Origin of the sequence: Hydrogenibacillus sp. N12 (genome assembly GCF_019645935.1) — a bacterium.
In the GTDB taxonomy this organism is placed as follows: Bacteria; Bacillota; Bacilli; order Thermicanales; family DSM-22653; genus Hydrogenibacillus; species Hydrogenibacillus schlegelii.
Genome location: NZ_CP080953.1, coordinates 2,177,043 through 2,194,150 on the forward strand (window position 1 = coordinate 2,177,043; position 17,108 = coordinate 2,194,150).

Genomic DNA, 17,108 nt, shown 5'->3' on the forward strand with positions numbered 1-17,108 from the left:
CGGATCGTCCCGGCGCACGTCCGAACCGACACCCGGACCGCGCCGGGCCGGCGGATCGGCGATCGCGGACCTCAGACGCTTCGCCGATCGCAGGCCGGCGAACGCGGGCCGGCGTCGCATCGGTGACGCGCATCAGGGGCCCTTCGCGTTCGCAGGCCGACGGCGCGTCCGTCCGGATCATTTGGCGTCGTACCACGTCGGGCCGACGGCGACATCGACCTTGAGGGGGACCCGAAGGCGGGCCGCCTGCTCCATCCGTTCCTTCACCAGGTCGGCGAGGGCCGGCGCATCCGCCTCGGCCACCTCGAAGACGAGCTCGTCGTGAACCTGAAGCAGCATTCGGGCCCGAAGGCCCGCCGAGCGGAGGGCCCGATCGACGTCGAGCATCGCCTTTTTGATGATGTCGGCGGCCGTCCCCTGGATGGGCGTGTTCATCGCCGCCCGTTCGGCAAAACTCCGGCGGGCAAAGTTTTTGTCCCGAATCTCTGAAAGCTCCCGCCGCCGGCCGAGCAGCGTCTCGACGTAGCCCCGCTCCCGAGCCCGGGCGACCGCTTCGTCGAGGTAGCGCTTGACGTCCGGATACGTGGCGAAGTACCGCTCGATGAACGCCGCCGCCTCTTTCCGGCCGATCCCGAGGTTCTGGGAGAGGCCGTAGTCGCTGATGCCGTAGATGATGCCGAAGTTGACCGCCTTCGCCTGCCGGCGGTGAAGCGGCGTGACCGCTTCCCGGGAAAGGCCGAAGACGTCCATCGCCGTCTGGGTGTGGATGTCTTCGTCCCGGTGGAAGGCGTCGACGAGCTTCGGGTCGCCGGAGAAGTGGGCGAGCACCCGGAGCTCGATCTGGGAGTAGTCCGCCGAAAGGATGAGAAAACCGGCTTCCGACGGGACGAACGCCTTCCGGATCTTTCGGCCTTCCTCGACCCGAACGGGGATGTTCTGGAGGTTCGGGTCGCTGGACGAAAGCCGGCCGGTGGCGGTGAGGGCCTGGTGGAACGTCGTGTGGATTTTGCCGTCGTCGTGGATCGCCGCGACGAGCCCGTCGATGTACGTCGAGCGGAGCTTCGTGAGCAACCGGTAGTCGAGGAGCTTCGGGATGACGGGATGGTACGGGGCGAGCTTCTCCAGCGTCTCGGCGTCGGTGGAATAGCCCGTCTTCGTCTTTTTGAGGGGCGGGATGCCGAGCTTGTCGAACAGGATCTCGCCGAGCTGCTTCGGCGAGTTCAGGTTGAAGCGGACGCCGACGGCGCGGAAGATCTCTTCCGCCACGGCGGCGATCTTGGCATCGAGCTCGGCGCCGTACGCCTCGAGGGCCGCCCGGTCGACGGCGACGCCGGCGAGCTCCATCTCCGCGAGGACGAAGGCGAGGGGGAGTTCGACCTCCCGGTAGAGGGTCGTCATGCCGAGGGCCTGAAGGCGCTTGGCGGTCGGCCCCCGAACCGCCGCCAGCGCCCGCGCCTTGGCCGCAAGATGCGGATAAAGCCGCTCCGGCGGCGGCAGCCGGAAACGGGCCCCCTTGCCGTAGACCGCTTCGTCGTCCGGAAGCTCGAGCCCGTGGGATCGGGCGAGGTCCGCAAGGGTGTACGAGCCCCGGGTCGCATCGAGGAGATATTGCATGAGGAGGAGGTCGTCGGCGATCCCCGCCGGCCGAAGCCCGACCCGGGCAAGGGCGACGAAGGTCCGCTTCGCGTCGTAGGCGATCTTCTCGACCGCCGGGTCTTCCAGCCAGCGGCGAAAGGCCGGCGCGGCGAGCGCCGCCGGCGAAAAGGCGACGAGGCGACCGTCCCCGGCGATCGCGCCGCCGGCGATCCGGGCCCGGTGGGGGTTTTCGCCGTCGAGCTCGAGGACGAGGGCCGCCGGCCGCGGAAGATGCGCCGCGGCCGCCTCCGCCGCCTCGGCGCCTTCGAGGACGTCCGGCGCCTCGGCCGCCGCCGCCCCAAGCACCCGGACCGATCCGACCTTCGCCCCGGGCGCCTCGACCGGCGGAGACGCCGCATCCGTCGGAGGCGCCTCGTCCGGCGGAGACGCCTCCGCCGCCGCAGGCTCCGCCTCCGGCGCCGCCAGGCGCCGGACCCGGTCAAGGAGCGAGCGGAAGCCGACGTCCCGGAAAAAGGCCTCGAGGGCCGCCGCCTTCGGCGGGCGAAGCCGGAGCGCGTCCGGCTCGACGTCCAGCGGGACGCCGCGCTCGATCGCGGCGAGCTTCCGGCTCAAATACGCCGCCTCCCGGTGCGCCTCCAGCCGCTCCCGGAGCTTGCCGCGGATCTCGGCCAGGTGCGCGTAGACGCCGTCGAGGGTGCCGTATTCGGCGATGAGCTTTAAGGCCGTCTTTTCCCCGACGCCGGGGACGCCCGGGATGTTGTCGGAGGCGTCGCCCATGAGCGCCTTGACGTCGACGAACTGCGCCGGCGCGATCCCGTACGCCGCTCGGAAGGCGTCTTCCGTCATCCAGTCGATCTCCGTCACGCCCTTCCGCGTCAGCCCCACGGAGACGCGGGGGCCGAGGAGCTGCAGAAGGTCCCGGTCGCTCGAGAGGATGCGGACGGCGTAGCCGGATCGGGCCGCCCGATCGGCGAGGGTGCCGATGAGGTCGTCGGCTTCGTAGCCTTCCCGCTCGATGAGCGGAAGGCCGAAGGCGCCGACGAGCGCCCGGACGAGGGGAAGCTGTTCGACGAGCTCCGGCGGGCTTTTCTCCCGGGTGCCCTTGTACTCGGCGTACAGGGCGTGGCGGAAGACCGTCTTCCCGGCGTCGAAGACGACGGCGAGATGGGTCGGCGGATCGTCTTCGAGGAGCTTCAAGAGCATGAGAGCAAACCCGTAGACGGCGTTCGTCGGTCGGCCGCCGGCATCGGTGAGGGCCGGGAGGGCGTAAAACGCCCGGTGGGCGACGCTCGAGCCGTCGATGAGGAGAAGCGTGCCTGCGCCGGCCGGGACGGCGGGACCGCGATCGGCGGCCGTCTGAATCGGAGCCTTGGAACGCGTCGTCGCTCACCTGCCGCGTCAGTCGTTGAATTCCCGGATCTCTCCGGTCTTCAAATAATGGATCCACTCGCAGATGTTCGTCACGTAGTCGCCGATCCGCTCGAGGGAGCGGGCGACGAAAAGAAACTGCGTCCCCTGGTTGACCCAGCGCTCGTCGGCGGCCATGATCTGAACGGCGTCGGTGACGATCGCCCGGTAGAGGGCGTCGACCTCGTCGTCCCGCCGGGCGACCGCCCGGGCCCGCTCGATGTCTTCGGCGATGTAGGCGTCGATCGCCTCGTGGAGCATCTGCCGGACGATGGCGCCCATCTTCGGCGTGTCGACGAGGGGCTTGACGTACTGATCGGTGAGGATCCGCCGGGCGGCCTTGGCGATGCTCACGGCGTGGTCGCCGATCCGCTCGAGGTCGTTCGCCATCTTGAGCATCGTCGCCACCCGGCGGAGGTCCGGCCCGACGGGATTTTGCAGTGCAATGAACGTGAAGACGCCGTCTTCGATTTCGACGTTCAGAAGGTTGATCGATTCGTCTTCCCGGATGACGGTTTCGGCGAGGACCCCGTCCTGCTCGACCAGGGCTTTGAGGGCCTTGTCGATCGCCGCTCCGACGCGGCTGGCCATCTCGATGAGCTTCTGGTTGAGCGCCTCCAGCTGTTCGTCAAACCGCGGCCGCACGCATATCCCTCCTTTCCGGTCGGCGTTGGGCGCAGATTCGTTCCGGTCGTCCGGGCGTTTATCCGTTCGGGTCGGTGCGGAGCGTTCCTCCGTCGGCCGCCGGCGGACGGCGCCCGTCGTCCCCCCGAGGCCCGCCGCCTTCGATCCGGGGCGGCGGCGTCTCTTCGGCGTCCCGGACCTTCGGCAGCCGGACGAAAAACGTGCTGCCGACCCCTTCGGTGCTCTCGACCCAGATCATGCCGCCGAGGAGCTCGACGAGGTGCCGGACGATCGACAGGCCGAGGCCGGTGCCGCCGGAGTGCCGGGAGCGGGCTTTGTCGACCCGGTAAAACCGCTCGAAAATCCGGTCGAGGTCCCGCCGCGGGATGCCGATGCCGTTGTCCTCCACTGAGAGGACGACCGTCGCTCCTTCGTCGACGGCCCGGACGACGGCCCGCCCGTCCTCCGGCGTGTACTGGATCGCGTTGACGACAAGATTCAGCATAATCTGTTTGAGGCGGTCGTAATCGCTCTCGATCTGAAGCGCCGGATCGACGTCGGCCGACAGGGCGATTCGCTTCTTCTCCGCTTCCTTTTGCACCGTGAGGAGGACATCGTCGACGAGCGCTTTCACCCGGACGGGGCGAAAGTCGAGGGGAAGCCGCCGCTGCTCGATCCGGGACAGATCGAGGATGTCCTGGATGAGCCGCTTCAGCCGCTCGCTTTCGTTGTAGATGATCTCGACGAACCGCCGGGCCGCCTCCGGCGACTCAAGGGCGCCGTCGAGGAGCGTCTCGGCGAAGCCCTGGATGGACGTCACCGGCGTCTTCAGCTCGTGGGAGGCGTTCATCACAAATTCGCTCCGGATCCGCTCGAGGCGCCGGATGTCGGTGATGTCGTGGACGACGAGGAGGAGGGCGTCGAGCCGGCCGTCGTCGTCAAAAAGGGGCACGAGGTGGGCGTCCAAGACCCGCTCCTCCGGAAAGTACAGCTGGAGTTCCCGCCGGGCGGCCGCCTTGGTCTCCAGCACCCGCTCGACGAGCTCCGAAAGCTCGAAGTGCCGGAACGCCTCGACGTGGTGCCGGCCGACGGTCGGCCGGTGGGCGAGGTGGAGGAGCCCCTCTGCCGCCCGGTTGACGAAGACGACCCGCCCCCGGGCATCCAGGAGGACGACGCCGCTCGTCATGTTCATGAGGATGTCGCCGAAGCGCTTTTCGTTGTCCCGGATGCGCTTCATCTGAAGGGCGAGCGACCGGCTCATGGCGTTGATCGCCGCCGTGAGTTCGGCGATCTCGCCGTAACCCCGGACGTCGACGGTGACGCCGTAGTGCTCGTCGCTGATCAGCCGGGCGACCTCGGCGACCTGCGTCACCGGCCGGGTCACTTCCGTCGCCACCCGGTAGACGAAAAGCGAAAGGAGCCCCAGCAGGACCATCCCGCCGACGAGTCCCGGACCCCAGGGGCCGGAGAAAAGGTCGTCGCGGCGGACGGCGGCTTCCGTCACGACGAGCGTCACCGGAGCGCCGGCCGTGCCGGCCAGGACGATGGGCCGGCGGAAGGAAAGCGCCCCTTCGTCCGACGGCGCGCCGAAAGCGGCCAGCGGCCGGCCGCCGGCGCCTTCGAGGGCGATTCGGACGCCGGCGGCGGCCGCAAGCTGAGGCAGAAGGGCCTCCGCCTCCGCCGGCGTCCGGCCCTCCAGCGCTTCGGCGAGGGCGGCGGCGAGCGCCTCGCCGTGCCGGCGGGCCTCCCGCTCGAACGCCCGACCGACGACGAGCGCCTCATACAAAAAAAAGACCGTAAAGGCGACGAGGACGACGCCGAGGACGTAGGCGGTCAGCCGGAGGCGAAGACTCTGCACGGACGTCACCCCTCGGCGACGTCTTCCAGCCGGTCTTCCAGCTTGTACCCGAGGCCGCGGATCGTTTTGATGTACCGGGGCCGCTTCGGATCGTCTTCGAGTTTTTCCCGGAGATGGCTGATGTGGACGTCGACGATGCGGGAGTCGCCGACAAATTCGTAGTTCCAGACGTGGTTCAGGAGCTGTTCCCGGGTCAGCACTTTGCCGCGGTTTTTGGCCATAAAGAAGAGGAGGTCATACTCGCGCGGGGTGAGCTCGACCGGCTGGCCGGCGCGGCGGACTTCGTAGCGGCCGAAGTCGATCTCGAGCTCGCCGATCGTCACCAAAAGCGGCTCCTCAGCCCGGCGATCGCCACCGTCCGTCCGGCGGATGACGGCCTTGATCCGGGCGAGCACTTCGCGGATGCGAAACGGCTTCGTGATGTAGTCGTCGGCCCCGAGCTCAAGGCCGAGCACTTTGTCGAGCTCTTCGTCCCGGGCGGTGATCATGAGGACGGGGATGCGGATGTTTTTCGCCCGCATCCGCTTGAGGACTTCCATCCCGTCGAGACCCGGGAGCATGAGGTCGAGGAGGACGAGATCCGGCGGGTCGGTTTCGATCCACTGCAGGGCTTCCCGCCCGTCCTGACAGCTCGCGACGTCGTACCCGGCCTTTTCCAGGTTGAACGAAAGGAGGGTGATGATCGACGGTTCGTCGTCGACGACGAGGATACGCTTCATCGCGCCACCCTTCTCCAACCGTTCCTACCCTTCGCGTTTCGTCCCGTGTCGTGCCACCCATTTCAGATCATATCACGTCGGGAGACAAAATAGAAGGCCGGCCGGGCGAGAAAACAAAACGGCGGTGCCCGAAAGCACCGCCGCGCGGCATGCTCAGTAGCCGATGACGGCCATGACCCGCCGGACCGACTCGACGGAGCGGGCGAAGGCGGCTTTTTCCTCTTCCGTGAGCTCCAGCTCGATCACCCGTTCGACGCCGCCGGCGCCGAGGATCGTCGGCACGCCGACGTAAAGGTCGGTGTAGCCGTATTCGCCCGAAAGGTAGGCGATCGCCGGGAGGATGCGCTTTTCGTCCAGCAGGACGGCCTCCGCCATCTCGACGAGGGCCGCCGCCGGGGCATAATAGGCGCTCCCGGTGCCGAGGAGGTTCACGATCTCGCCGCCGCCCTTCCGCGTCCGCTCGACGATGGCGTCGATCGTCGCCCGGTCAAGCCAGCGCTCCAGCGGGATGCCCCCGACGTACGAGTACCGGATGAGGGGGACCATGTCGTCGCCGTGGCCGCCCAGGACGAAGCCGGTCACGTCCCGGACCGACACGCCGGCCGCCTCGGCGACGAACGTCCGGAAGCGAGCGGTGTCGAGGACGCCCGACTGGCCGAACACCCGCTCCTTCGGGAAGCCGGTCGTCTTGTAGACGACGTACGTCATGACGTCCGCCGGATTCGTGAGGACGAGGACGAGGGCGTCCGGCGCGTGGCGCTTCACCGCTTCCGCGACGCTCCGGACGATGCCGGCGTTCGTCGTGACGAGGTCGTCCCGGCTCATGCCGGGCTTTCGGGCCATACCGGCGGTGATGATCACGAGATCGGCGCCGGCGATGGCGGCCTCATCCGCCGTCCCCGTCACCCGAACGTCCCGGCCGAGGATCGGCGTCGCTTCGAACATATCGAGGGCCTTGCCCTTCGTCGGGTTTTCCTGCTGGGGAATGTCGACGAGGACGACGTCGCCGAGCCCCCGTTCGACGAGCATGAAGGCGGTCGTCGCGCCGGTGAATCCGGCGCCGATGACGGCGATCTTTTTCCGGCGGATCATACCCGGGCCTCCTTCGGCTGCATGTTTCGGATGAGGGCGTCGCCGAATTCGCTCGTCTTGACTTCCGTGGCCCCTTCCATGAGCCGGGCGAAGTCGTAGGTGACGATCTTCTCCCCGATCGTCCGGTCCATCGCCTCGAGGATGAGGTCCGCCGCCTCGTGCCAGCCCAGATAGCGGAGCATCATCTCGCCGGAGAGGATGACGGACGACGGATTCACTTTGTCGAGGCCGGCGTACTTCGGGGCCGTGCCGTGGGTCGCTTCGAAGACGGCGTGGCCGGTCTCGTAGTTGATGTTCGCCCCGGGGGCGATGCCGATGCCGCCGACCTGGGCGGCGAGGGCGTCGGAGATGTAGTCGCCGTTTAGGTTCATCGTGGCGATGACGTCGAACTCGTCCGGCCGGGTGAGGGCCTGCTGGAAAAAGATGTCGGCGATGACGTCCTTGACGAGGAGCTTCCCCTGGGCCAGGGCTTCCTGCTGGGCGGCGTTCGCCGCCTCGACGCCCCGTTCGGCCTTGATCCGGTCGTAGGCGGCCCAGGTGAACACCCGGTCGCCGAACTCCGCCTCCGCCACCTCGTAACCCCAGTTGCGGAACGCCCCTTCGGTGAACTTCATGATGTTCCCTTTGTGGACGAGGGTGACGCTCCGCCGCTTGTTTTCAAGGGCATAGCGGATCGCCGCCCGGACGAGGCGCTTCGAGCCTTCTTCGGAGATCGGCTTGATGCCGAGGCCGCTCGTTTCGGGGAAACGGATTTTGTTGACCCCCATCTCCTCCTGAAGGAAGCGGAGGACCTTCTTCACTTCCGGCGATCCGGCCGGCCACTCGATGCCGGCGTAGATGTCTTCGGTGTTTTCCCGGAAGACGACCATGTCGACGAGCTCCGGCCGCTTGACCGGCGACGGGACGCCCCGGAAGTGCCGGACCGGCCGGACGCAGGCGTAGAGGTCGAGTTCCTGCCGGAGGGCGACGTTGAGGGACCGAATGCCGCCGCCGACCGGCGTCGTAAGCGGACCCTTGATGGCGACGAGGTACTCCCGGATGGCGGTGAGGGTGTCGTCCGGAAGCCATTCGCCGAACGTCCGGTACGCCTTTTCACCGGCAAAGATTTCAAACCAGACGATCTTCCGGCGGCCGCCGTAGGCTTTTTCGACCGCCGCGTCGAGCACCCGGGAGGCGGCCCGCCAGATGTCCGGCCCGGTGCCGTCGCCCTCGATGAACGGGATGATCGGCCGGTCCGGAACGACGAGCCGGCCGCCCCGAAGGGTGATTTTTTCGCCGTCCGTCGGGGGGGTGAGCGTCTTGAACACGGCGTTCCCTCCTTTTTCCACGCTTGGGCTCTTTTACCTTAACGAAGGCGGGGACCGGCGTCAACGCCGGTCCCGAGCGAACGGATCGAGAGGCCAAAGGGCGGCACGATCCGCGCATCGGCGACCTCGGAGCATCGACGACCGGAAACGGGCCAGGCCGCCGGCGCCGCCCGCTCGGCCGACCGTCGGCCGCGCGTCAGCCGCGCGCCTCGATCGGCACGTACGAGACGTTCTTCGGCCCGACGTACTCCGCCCGGGGCCGAATCAGGCGGTTGTCGGCGTACTGCTCGAGGATGTGGGCCGTCCAGCCGGCCATCCGGCTCATGGCGAAGATCGGGGTAAAGAAGTCCCTCGGGATGCCGAGGCTGTGGTAGACGGTGGCGGAGTAGAAGTCGACGTTCGGCTTTAAGCCTTTGAGGGCGCCGACGAGCGCTTCGATGGCCTCCGACATCTGGAACCAGTGGGGTTCGCCGATCTTGGCCGTGAGCCGCTCGCTCATCCGCTTGAGGTGCTTCGCCCGGGGGTCGCCCTGTTTGTACACCCGGTGGCCGAAGCCCATGATCCGCTCTTTTCGCTCAAGCTTTTCCCGGATGACCGCTTCGACCCGCTCCGGCGTTCCGATCTCCTCGAGCATCCTCATCACCTGCTCGTTGGCACCGCCGTGCAGGGGGCCTTTGAGGGCGCCGAGGGCGGAGACGACGCCGGAGTAGAGGTCGGCGAGCGTCCCGACGGTCACGCGGGCGGCAAACGTCGAGGCGTTGAACTCGTGGTCGGCGTGGAGGACGAGGGCTTTGTCCAGAGCCTCCACGGCTTCCGGCTCCGGCTTTTGGCCGTGGAGCATGGCGAGGAACCGTTCGGCGGTGAAGGCGCTTTCGGTCTCGAGGATCGGTTCCTTCCCCTGCCGGAGGCGATGCCAGGCGGCGATGAGGGTCGGCGTCTTCGCCACGAGGCGGACGGCCTTCCGGATGTTCGCCGCCTCGGTCATGACGTCGGCCTCCGGGTCGTAAAGCGCGAGGGCGGAGACGGCCGTCCGGAGGACGGACATCGGATGGGCGTCTTTCGGCGCCCGCCGGAGGAGTTCGAGGACGTCGTCCGGCACTCGGGCTTCCTCGAGCAGGGCCGACCGGAGGGCGTCGAGCTCCGAACGCTTCGGCAACCGGCCGTGCCAGAGGAGGTAGACGACCTCTTCGAAGTTCGACCGCTCGGCGAGGGTGTCGATGTCGATGCCGCGGTAGAAAAGCATGCCGTTTTCGATCGCGCTGATGGCCGACTCGGCGGCGACGACGCCTTCCAGCCCTTTGGCGACGGTGGTCATCGGCCTCACCCTTTCTCGATCGTCTCTCGCCTGGGTTGTGAAAGCGGTAACCTGCCTCTGATTCCATGATACCGCATTTTGACCGGTTTGTGAAGGATTTTAAAATCGGGTTTCGCTATGCAAAACAAACAGCGGCTTCGAGCCTCCCGTTTCGCCCGCCGCCCTTAGTGTGTCCGAAGGCGCAAAAAACCGCCGGGAACACCTCCCGGCGGTCGAGGTCAGCCGCCATCATGCCGCTCCGCCGATTTTATCGCCCGGACCGATGCCGGGCCTCAGGCGTAAGCGGTCGGCGGAGGGAATCCTTCGGCCGGTGCCTCGTCCACGGGGCGGTCGGCGCCGCGGCGCTTTGCATCGCGGCGATCGTGCCCCGGATTGAGGAGCGTCGCGAGCCGGGCGTACATCTCCGGCCACGCTTTTTTGAGCGGCCGGGGGCGAAAGGAGCGATCGACCCACGCGTGGTGGGTCTCCCCTTCGGCGATCCGGCCGCCGTCCGGCCGCTCGACGGTGTAGAAGAAGGCGAGGCGCAGGGGCCCGAAGGCGACCGGCCGGGCCCGAACGACGAGCGGTTCGTCGTACCGGGCCGCCTGAAGGTAGGACACCCGGGCGTCGGTGAGGGGGAGCAAAAGCCCCCGCGCTTCGAACTCGGCGTACGGGACGGCGTGCGTGCGAATCCATTCCGTCCGGCCGAGTTCAAACCAGACGAGGTACTGGGCGTGGTAGGCGACGCCCATGGCGTCGGTCTCGCTGTAGCGGACGCGAATCGGGACGGCGACGTCCGGCGCCGCCAGGGGATGCGGGACGTTCATGCGGATCGCCTCCTGGGCGGGGCACCGCCGGCGGCCCCCGCTTGATCGGACTCCCGGCGCGGAAGGCGCGATCAGAGGACGTTGGCCCGACCGAGGTAGACGTGGCCGTGGCGGGCGTCGACGGTGATGATCGAACCGTCGGCGACGCTTTCGGTCACCCCTTCGGCGCCGACGACGACCGGCCGGCCGAGCTCGAGGCCGACGATCGCCGCGTGGGACGTAAGCCCCCCCACTTCGGTGACGATGGCGCCGGCGCGGGCCATGAGGGGGACGAGCGTTTCGTCGGTCTCGACGGTGACGAGGATGTCGCCGTCGGCAAAGGGCCGCTTCGGCGCCCCGCCGCGCCCGATGACGTAAGCCCGGCCGGTGGCGACGCCGCCGCCGATCCCCTGCCCCCGGGCGAGGATGTCGCCGATGACGTGGATTTTCATCAGGTTGGTCGTGCCGGATTCGCCGAGGGGGACGCCGGCGGTGAGGACGACGAGCTCGCCCCGCCGGACGTAGCCGGCGTCCAGCGCCCGGGCGATGGCGTCTTTCATCATCTCGTCGGTGTTCTGAAGCGAGGCGCCGAGAAGCGGATAGACGCCCCAGACAAGGCGGAGCTTCCGGAGGACGGAGCGGTGGGGCGTGACGGCGACGATCGGCTGCACCGGCCGGTATTTGGCGATCATGCGGGCGGTAAAGCCGCTTTCCGTCGGCGCGATGATCGCCGCGGCGCCGAGGCGTTCGGCGGCTTCCCGGGCGGCACGCCCGATGACGTCGGTCGTCGACGGCTCCGGCCCCAAAGCGCCGATCGGGCGGCCGGCGAGTTCCCGCTCGGCCCGGACGGCGATCTTGACCATCGTCTCTACCGCCTCGACGGGATAGCGGCCGGCAGCCGTCTCGCCGGAGAGCATGACGGCGTCGGTGCCGTCGAGGATGGCATTGGCGACGTCGCTCGCTTCGGCCCGGGTCGGCCGGGGCCGCTCCTGCATGGAGTCGAGCATCTGGGTGGCGGTGATGACGGGTTTCCCGGCCCGGTTGGCGAGGGCGATCAGGCGCTTTTGCACGTGGGGGACGTCTTCCGGCGGGATCTCGACGCCGAGGTCGCCCCGGGCGATCATGAGCCCGTCGCTGGCGGCGAGGATCGCCTCGGCGTTTTCGACGCCTTCGGCGTTTTCGATCTTGGCGATGATCGAAAGCCCCGCGCCGGCCTCCTCAAGGACGCGCCGGACGGCGTGGACGTCGTCCGGCGTCCGGACGAAGGAGGCGGCGATGAAGTCAAACGCGTGCTCGATGGCAAAGCGGATGTCCGCCTCGTCCTGGGCGTCGACCGCCGGGAGGTTGAGGCGGACGCCGGGGACGTTGACGCCTTTTCGGTTTTTGAGCACGCCGCCGTTTTGCACCCGACAGACGACGTCGTCGCCGTCGATCGCCTCGACGACGAGGGCGATGAGGCCGTCGTCGATGAGGATCGTCTGGCCGGGCCGGACGTCCCGGGCGAGGTGAGGGTAGCTTACGCTCACGCCGCCGGCGTCTCCCACCCGCGGACGGGGGGTGAGGACGAAGCGGGCGCCTTCTTCGAGGCGGACCGCGCCGCCTTCCACCTCGCCGGTCCGAACTTCCGGCCCTTTCGTGTCGAGGAGGAACGCCACCTCCCGCCCGAGGCGCCGGGCCGCCTCCCGGACGACGGCGACGCGCCGGGCGTGTTCGGCGTGGCTGCCGTGGGAGAAGTTGAACCGGACGACGTCGCAGCCGGCCTGCAGGAGCCGGAAGGCGATGTCGGGCGACTCCGAAGCCGGGCCGATGGTGCAGACGATCTTCGTCTTCCGCACCGCATCACGTCCCTTTCGTTGGGGTCTTTCGGACTTCAGATGGACAGCATCCGGGCGAGTTCGATGAGGGACGCCATGAGCGGTTTTTCGCCCCGGAAGACGTCGGCAAACGGGACGTCGACGATCGCTTCGCCCCGGATGCCGACCATGATGCCGCTTTGACCGGCCAGAAGCCGCTCGACGGCCCGGGAGCCGAGCCGCCCGGCGAGGAGCCGATCTCGGGCCGACGGCGTGCCGCCCCGCTGAATGTGGCCGAGGACGCTCGCCCGGGTCTCGAACCCCGTCCGCCGCTCGATCTCCCTGGCGAGCGCCGCGCCGGACATGACGCCTTCGGCGACGATGAGGATGCTGTGGCGCTTGCCCCGCTCTTTGGTCTGAACGAGCCGCCGGGCGATGGCGTCGAGATCGAACGGCACTTCCGGAACGATGATCGCCTCCGCCCCGACGGCAAGTCCCGCCCAGAGGGCGATGTGGCCGGAGCGGCGGCCCATGACCTCGACGACGAACGTCCGCTCGTGGCTCGTCGCCGTGTCGCGGATCTTGTCGATCGCCCAGGCCACGGTGTTGATCGCGGTATCAAAACCGATGGACTCGTCGGTGCCGGCGATGTCGTTGTCGATCGAGGCCGGGATGCCGACGACGGCGACGCCCCGGCGGTGGAGGGCCTCGGCCCCCCGGAGGGAGCCGTCGCCCCCGATGACGACGAGGCCGCCGATGTCGTGCTCCCGGAGGACGCGGACGGCCGCCTCCTGCCCGGCCTCGGTCTTAAACGCCTCGCTCCGGGCGGTCTGGAGGATCGTTCCGCCCCGGTGGACGATGTCGCCGACGGACCCGAGGGTCATCGGCTTGAGGCGCCCTTCCAGAAGCCCCTGAAAGCCGTGATCGATGCCGTAAACTTCGACGCCGTCGTAAATGGCCCGGCGGACGACGGCCCGGATGGCGGCGTTCATCCCCGGGGCGTCGCCGCCGCTCGTCAGGACCGCGATGCGCTTCATCGGCCGCCCTCCTCTTGTTCGGCCCCATCGCCTTCGACCGCATCGTCCCTCCGCGTCCCACCGGATGCGGCCGGGGCATCGTCTTCGGTGGCCGAAACGGCGGCGACGGCCGACTCGGCGGCGCCCGCCCCGTCCCGGAAGCCGGGGGCCGCCGCGGCGCCCTCGGCAAAGAGCGAAGAGTAGCGTCCGATGCGGCGATATTTGGCATAGCGGGCCTCGACGAGGGCCTCCGGAGAGAGCGGCAGAAGTTCCTCGAGGGCGGCCTTGACGGCGGCCTTGATGCGGCGGATCGTCTCGGCCTTGTCCCGGTGGGCGCCGCCCAGAGGCTCCGGGATGATGCCGTCGATGATGCCGAGCGCGAGGAGGTCCTGGGCGGTGATCTTCATCGCCACCGCCGCCCGCTCGGCTTCCTTGGCATCCTTCCAGAGGAGCGCCGCCGCCCCTTCCGGCGAGATGACGGAATACCAGGCGTGCTCCAGCATCAGGATCCGATCGCCGACGCCGATGCCGAGCGCGCCGCCGGAGGCGCCTTCGCCGACGACGACGACGACGATCGGCACGCGAAGGCCGCTCATCACGCGGAGGTTCCGGGCGATCGCCTCGCTCTGCCCCCGCTCTTCCGCCGCCTTGCCGGGGTAAGCGCCGGGAGTGTTGAGGAGGGTGATGATCGGCCGGCCGAACTTTTCCGCCTGCTCCATCAGGCGAAGGGCCTTCCGGTAGCCCTCCGGGTGCGGCATGCCGAAGTTCCGGGCCAGGTTTTCTTTCGTGTCGCGGCCCTTCTGATGGCCGATCACGGTCACCGGAAGGCCGTCCAGAAGGCCGATCCCGCCGACGATCGCCGGGTCGTCGCCGGTGAGGCGGTCGCCGTGGAGCTCGAGAAAGTCGGTGAGCATCCCCTCGGCGATCTCGAGGGTCGTCGGCCGGTCGGGGTGCCGGGCGATGAGCACCTTCTGCCAGGGGGTGAGGTTCCGATAGGTCTCTTCCTTGAGCGCCTGCAGACGGGCGGACAGGCGGGCCACCTCCTCCGAAAGGTCGAGGCCCTGTTCCTCCATGAAGCGCCGAAGCTCCGCGATCTTGGCCTCCAGCGCAACCAGCGGCTCTTCAAACGGAAGGCGCTTTTCCACCGCTTCGCCCCCTTCGGGCGTGGACGGCCAACACCCTGGCCAGGACGTCCCGCATCTCCTTCCTCGGCACGACGGCGTCGATCTGGCCGTGCCGGAGCAAAAACTCCGCCGTCTGAAAGTCCGGCGGAAGGGCCTCGCGGATCGTCTGCTCGATGATCCGCCGTCCGGCGAAGCCGATGAGGGCCCCCGGCTCGGCGAAGAGGTAGTCGCCGAGCATGGCGAAGCTCGCCGACACGCCGCCGGTCGTCGGGTGGGTGAGGACGGAGATGAAGAGCCCGCCGGCGCGGTGAAACCGCTCGATGGCGGCGCTCGTCTTGGCCATCTGCATGAGGGAAAGCATCCCTTCCTGCATCCGGGCGCCGCCGGAGGCGGCAAAGATGATGAGGGGATAGCGCTTGATGCGGGCGTTTTCGATCGCCCGGGTGATCTTCTCGCCGACGACAGAGCCCATGCTGCCCATGATGAAGCGGCCGTCCATCGCCGCGAGGACGACCGGGTGCCCTTTGATCGTCCCCTCGCCCGTCATGACCGCCTCGGGAAGGCCGGTCGCTTCCATCGCCTGCTCGAGCTTTTCCGGGTAGCCGGGAAAGCCCAAAGGATCGGTGCTCACGAGGTCGGCGTCGTATTCAAAAAAGCGGCCCCCGTCGAGCGTGACGCGAAAGCGGTCCGGCGCGCTCATCGGAAAGTGGTGGCCGCACTTCGGGCAGACGAAGAGGTGCTGTTCGAGCTCCCGGCGGTAAAGGAGGGCACCGCAGCGGGGGCACTTTTCGATCAACCCTTCCGGCACGTCGCCGGGCCGCTCGGGAGGCGGCGGAAGCGGCCGCGGCAGGCGGCGGGAGGCGCGATTTTTGCGGAAGATCTCCCGCCACTGTTTCACCGGCGACCGCCCTCCTCCGCGTCGGAGGCCTCCAGACGGCCGCCGTCCGGGCCGGCGCCGTCCGCCGACGGCCGGTCGGACGATCCGGCCGCTTCCGGCCGTTCGGCCGCCGGGAGACCGGCGCCTTTTTCTCCGGCGTCCGGCCGGCTTCCGTTCGCGCCCGAGCCTTCGGGACCGCTTCGTCCCGGGCCGAACGGCGCATCGCCGGCCCAGGCGCCCCCTTCCGGCGGCTCGGCCGCCGGCGGAAGCGGGCCGAGGTCCCGCGCCGCGTCCCACGCCTGCCGGAGGCGACGGACGCGCTCGAAGGTGTCCCGGTAGATCGCCTCCGGGTCTTTCCGCCGGCGGGCGACGCCGGTGTCCATCGCCGCCCGGGCGACCGCCCGGGCGACGGCCGGCGCGACCCGCTCGTCGAACGGCGACGGGATGACGTAGTCCGGCCGGAGGGCTTCCGGCGGGATGAGCTCGGCGATGGCGTGGGCGGCGGCGACTTTCATCTTTTCGTTGATCGTCGTCGCCCGGACGTCGAGGGCGCCCCGGAACAGCCCCGGGAAGGCGAGGACGTTGTTCACCTGGTTCGGGTAGTCGGACCGGCCGGTGCCGACGACCGCCGCGCCGGCGGCGAGGGCCTCTTCCGGCATAATCTCCGGCACCGGGTTGGCGAGGGCGAAGATGATCGGCCGCTCGTTCATCCGCGCGATCATGTCTTTCGTGAGGGAGCCGCCGACGGAAACGCCGATGAAGACGTCGGCGCCGTCGAGGGCTTCGGCGAGGCCCCCCGTCCGGCGGGAGCGGTTCGTGAGCCGGGCAATCTCCTCTTTGATGGGGTTCATGCCGACGGTCCGGCCTTCGTAGAGAATTCCCTTTGTGTCGACCAGGATGATGTGCCGGACGCCGACCGCCAGGAGAAGCCGCACGATGGCCACGCCGGCGGCGCCGGCGCCGCTGACGACGACCCGGATGTCCGGAAAGGTCTTGTCGACGAGCCGGAGGGCGTTGATGAGCCCCGCTAGGGTGACGATCGCCGTCCCGTGCTGGTCGTCGTGAAAGACGGGAATGTCGAGGCGCTTTTTGAGCCGCTCCTCGATTTCGAAGCACTTCGGCGCGGCGATGTCTTCGAGGTTGATGCCGCCGAACGTCGGCGCAAGGCGCGTCACGAGGTCGACGAAGGCGTCGACGGAGTCGCCGTCGACGACGAGGGGAAAGGCGTCGATGTCGGCAAACGCCTTAAACAAAAGCGCCTTCCCCTCCATCACCGGAAGGGCCGCCTCGGGGCCGATGTTGCCGAGGCCGAGGACGGCCGTCCCGTCGGAGATGACGGCGACGAGGTTTTGCTTGATCGTGTAGTCGTAGACCCGTTCGACGTCCTCGTAAATCTCCTTGCACGGCTCGGCGACCCACGGCGAGTAGGCGAGGGACAGATCCGCCGACGATCGGAGCGGCACTTTCGGTCGGACGGCGAGCTTGCCGCCGTTTTCCCGGTGCAGCCGGAGGGCGGCGAGGCGCATGTCCATCATAACGGGGCTTCGCTCCTTCTAGGCTGGCGATGGTGCTTTCATTTTAAACCAATTCGGTCG

The 17,108-nt window shown here is 68.6% G+C and carries 12 protein-coding genes and 1 pseudogene; all 13 read right to left on the minus strand.

From position 1 onward, the window contains the following. Window positions 1-177 precede the first annotated feature (177 nt). Window positions 178-2,958: a DNA polymerase I gene (gene polA, locus K2M58_RS10220; protein ID WP_220678891.1), complete on the minus strand. Its 2,781-nt coding sequence runs from the start codon at window positions 2,956-2,958 to the stop codon at window positions 178-180. A 36-nt stretch (window positions 2,959-2,994) separates the two neighbouring features. Next, window positions 2,995-3,648, minus strand: a complete 654-nt coding sequence (gene phoU, locus K2M58_RS10225; protein WP_354667514.1) for a phosphate signaling complex protein PhoU — start codon at window positions 3,646-3,648, stop codon at window positions 2,995-2,997. A 58-nt stretch (window positions 3,649-3,706) separates the two neighbouring features. After that, the gene (pnpS, locus tag K2M58_RS10230; protein WP_220677462.1) at window positions 3,707-5,485 is read right to left on the minus strand and encodes a two-component system histidine kinase PnpS; all 1,779 of its coding nucleotides are present in this window, start codon (window positions 5,483-5,485) and stop codon (window positions 3,707-3,709) included. Between the two features lie 5 nt (window positions 5,486-5,490). Further along, window positions 5,491-6,204 carry a response regulator transcription factor gene (locus K2M58_RS10235; RefSeq protein ID WP_066203520.1) on the minus strand — a complete coding sequence of 238 codons (714 nt, stop codon included), beginning with the start codon at window positions 6,202-6,204 and terminating at the stop codon, window positions 5,491-5,493. Between the two features lie 153 nt (window positions 6,205-6,357). Further along, entirely contained in the window at window positions 6,358-7,296 is a 939-nt protein-coding gene (gene mdh / locus K2M58_RS10240; protein ID WP_220677463.1) for a malate dehydrogenase, read from the minus strand. Then, window positions 7,293-8,603 (minus strand): NADP-dependent isocitrate dehydrogenase, encoded by a 1,311-nt coding sequence (icd, locus tag K2M58_RS10245; protein ID WP_220677464.1) that lies wholly within the window; start codon window positions 8,601-8,603, stop codon window positions 7,293-7,295. The genes mdh and icd overlap by 4 nt, the downstream gene beginning before the upstream one ends. 196 nt (window positions 8,604-8,799) lie before the next feature. After that, window positions 8,800-9,918 carry a citrate synthase gene (locus tag K2M58_RS10250; RefSeq protein ID WP_220677465.1) on the minus strand — a complete coding sequence of 373 codons (1,119 nt, stop codon included), beginning with the start codon at window positions 9,916-9,918 and terminating at the stop codon, window positions 8,800-8,802. Between the two features lie 272 nt (window positions 9,919-10,190). Next, window positions 10,191-10,724, minus strand: coding sequence for an acyl-CoA thioesterase (locus K2M58_RS10255; protein ID WP_220677466.1), 534 nt, complete (start codon window positions 10,722-10,724; stop codon window positions 10,191-10,193). A 71-nt stretch (window positions 10,725-10,795) separates the two neighbouring features. Beyond that, on the minus strand, window positions 10,796-12,538 hold the full coding sequence (gene pyk / locus K2M58_RS10260; protein WP_220677467.1) for a pyruvate kinase: 1,743 nt from the start codon (window positions 12,536-12,538) through the stop codon (window positions 10,796-10,798). Between the two features lie 35 nt (window positions 12,539-12,573). Next, the gene (pfkA, locus tag K2M58_RS10265; protein ID WP_220677468.1) at window positions 12,574-13,533 is read right to left on the minus strand and encodes a 6-phosphofructokinase; all 960 of its coding nucleotides are present in this window, start codon (window positions 13,531-13,533) and stop codon (window positions 12,574-12,576) included. Further along, window positions 13,530-14,657 carry an acetyl-CoA carboxylase carboxyltransferase subunit alpha gene (locus K2M58_RS10270; protein ID WP_220677469.1) on the minus strand — a complete coding sequence of 376 codons (1,128 nt, stop codon included), beginning with the start codon at window positions 14,655-14,657 and terminating at the stop codon, window positions 13,530-13,532. Before K2M58_RS10270 ends, pfkA begins: the two co-directional genes overlap by 4 nt. After that, window positions 14,635-15,486, minus strand: coding sequence for an acetyl-CoA carboxylase, carboxyltransferase subunit beta (gene accD, locus K2M58_RS10275; protein ID WP_082718174.1), 852 nt, complete (start codon window positions 15,484-15,486; stop codon window positions 14,635-14,637). Before accD ends, K2M58_RS10270 begins: the two co-directional genes overlap by 23 nt. 365 nt (window positions 15,487-15,851) lie before the next feature. Next, a pseudogene (locus K2M58_RS10280) lies at window positions 15,852-17,048 on the minus strand (malic enzyme-like NAD(P)-binding protein); the annotation flags it as partial. Between the last annotated feature and the right edge of the window lie 60 nt (window positions 17,049-17,108).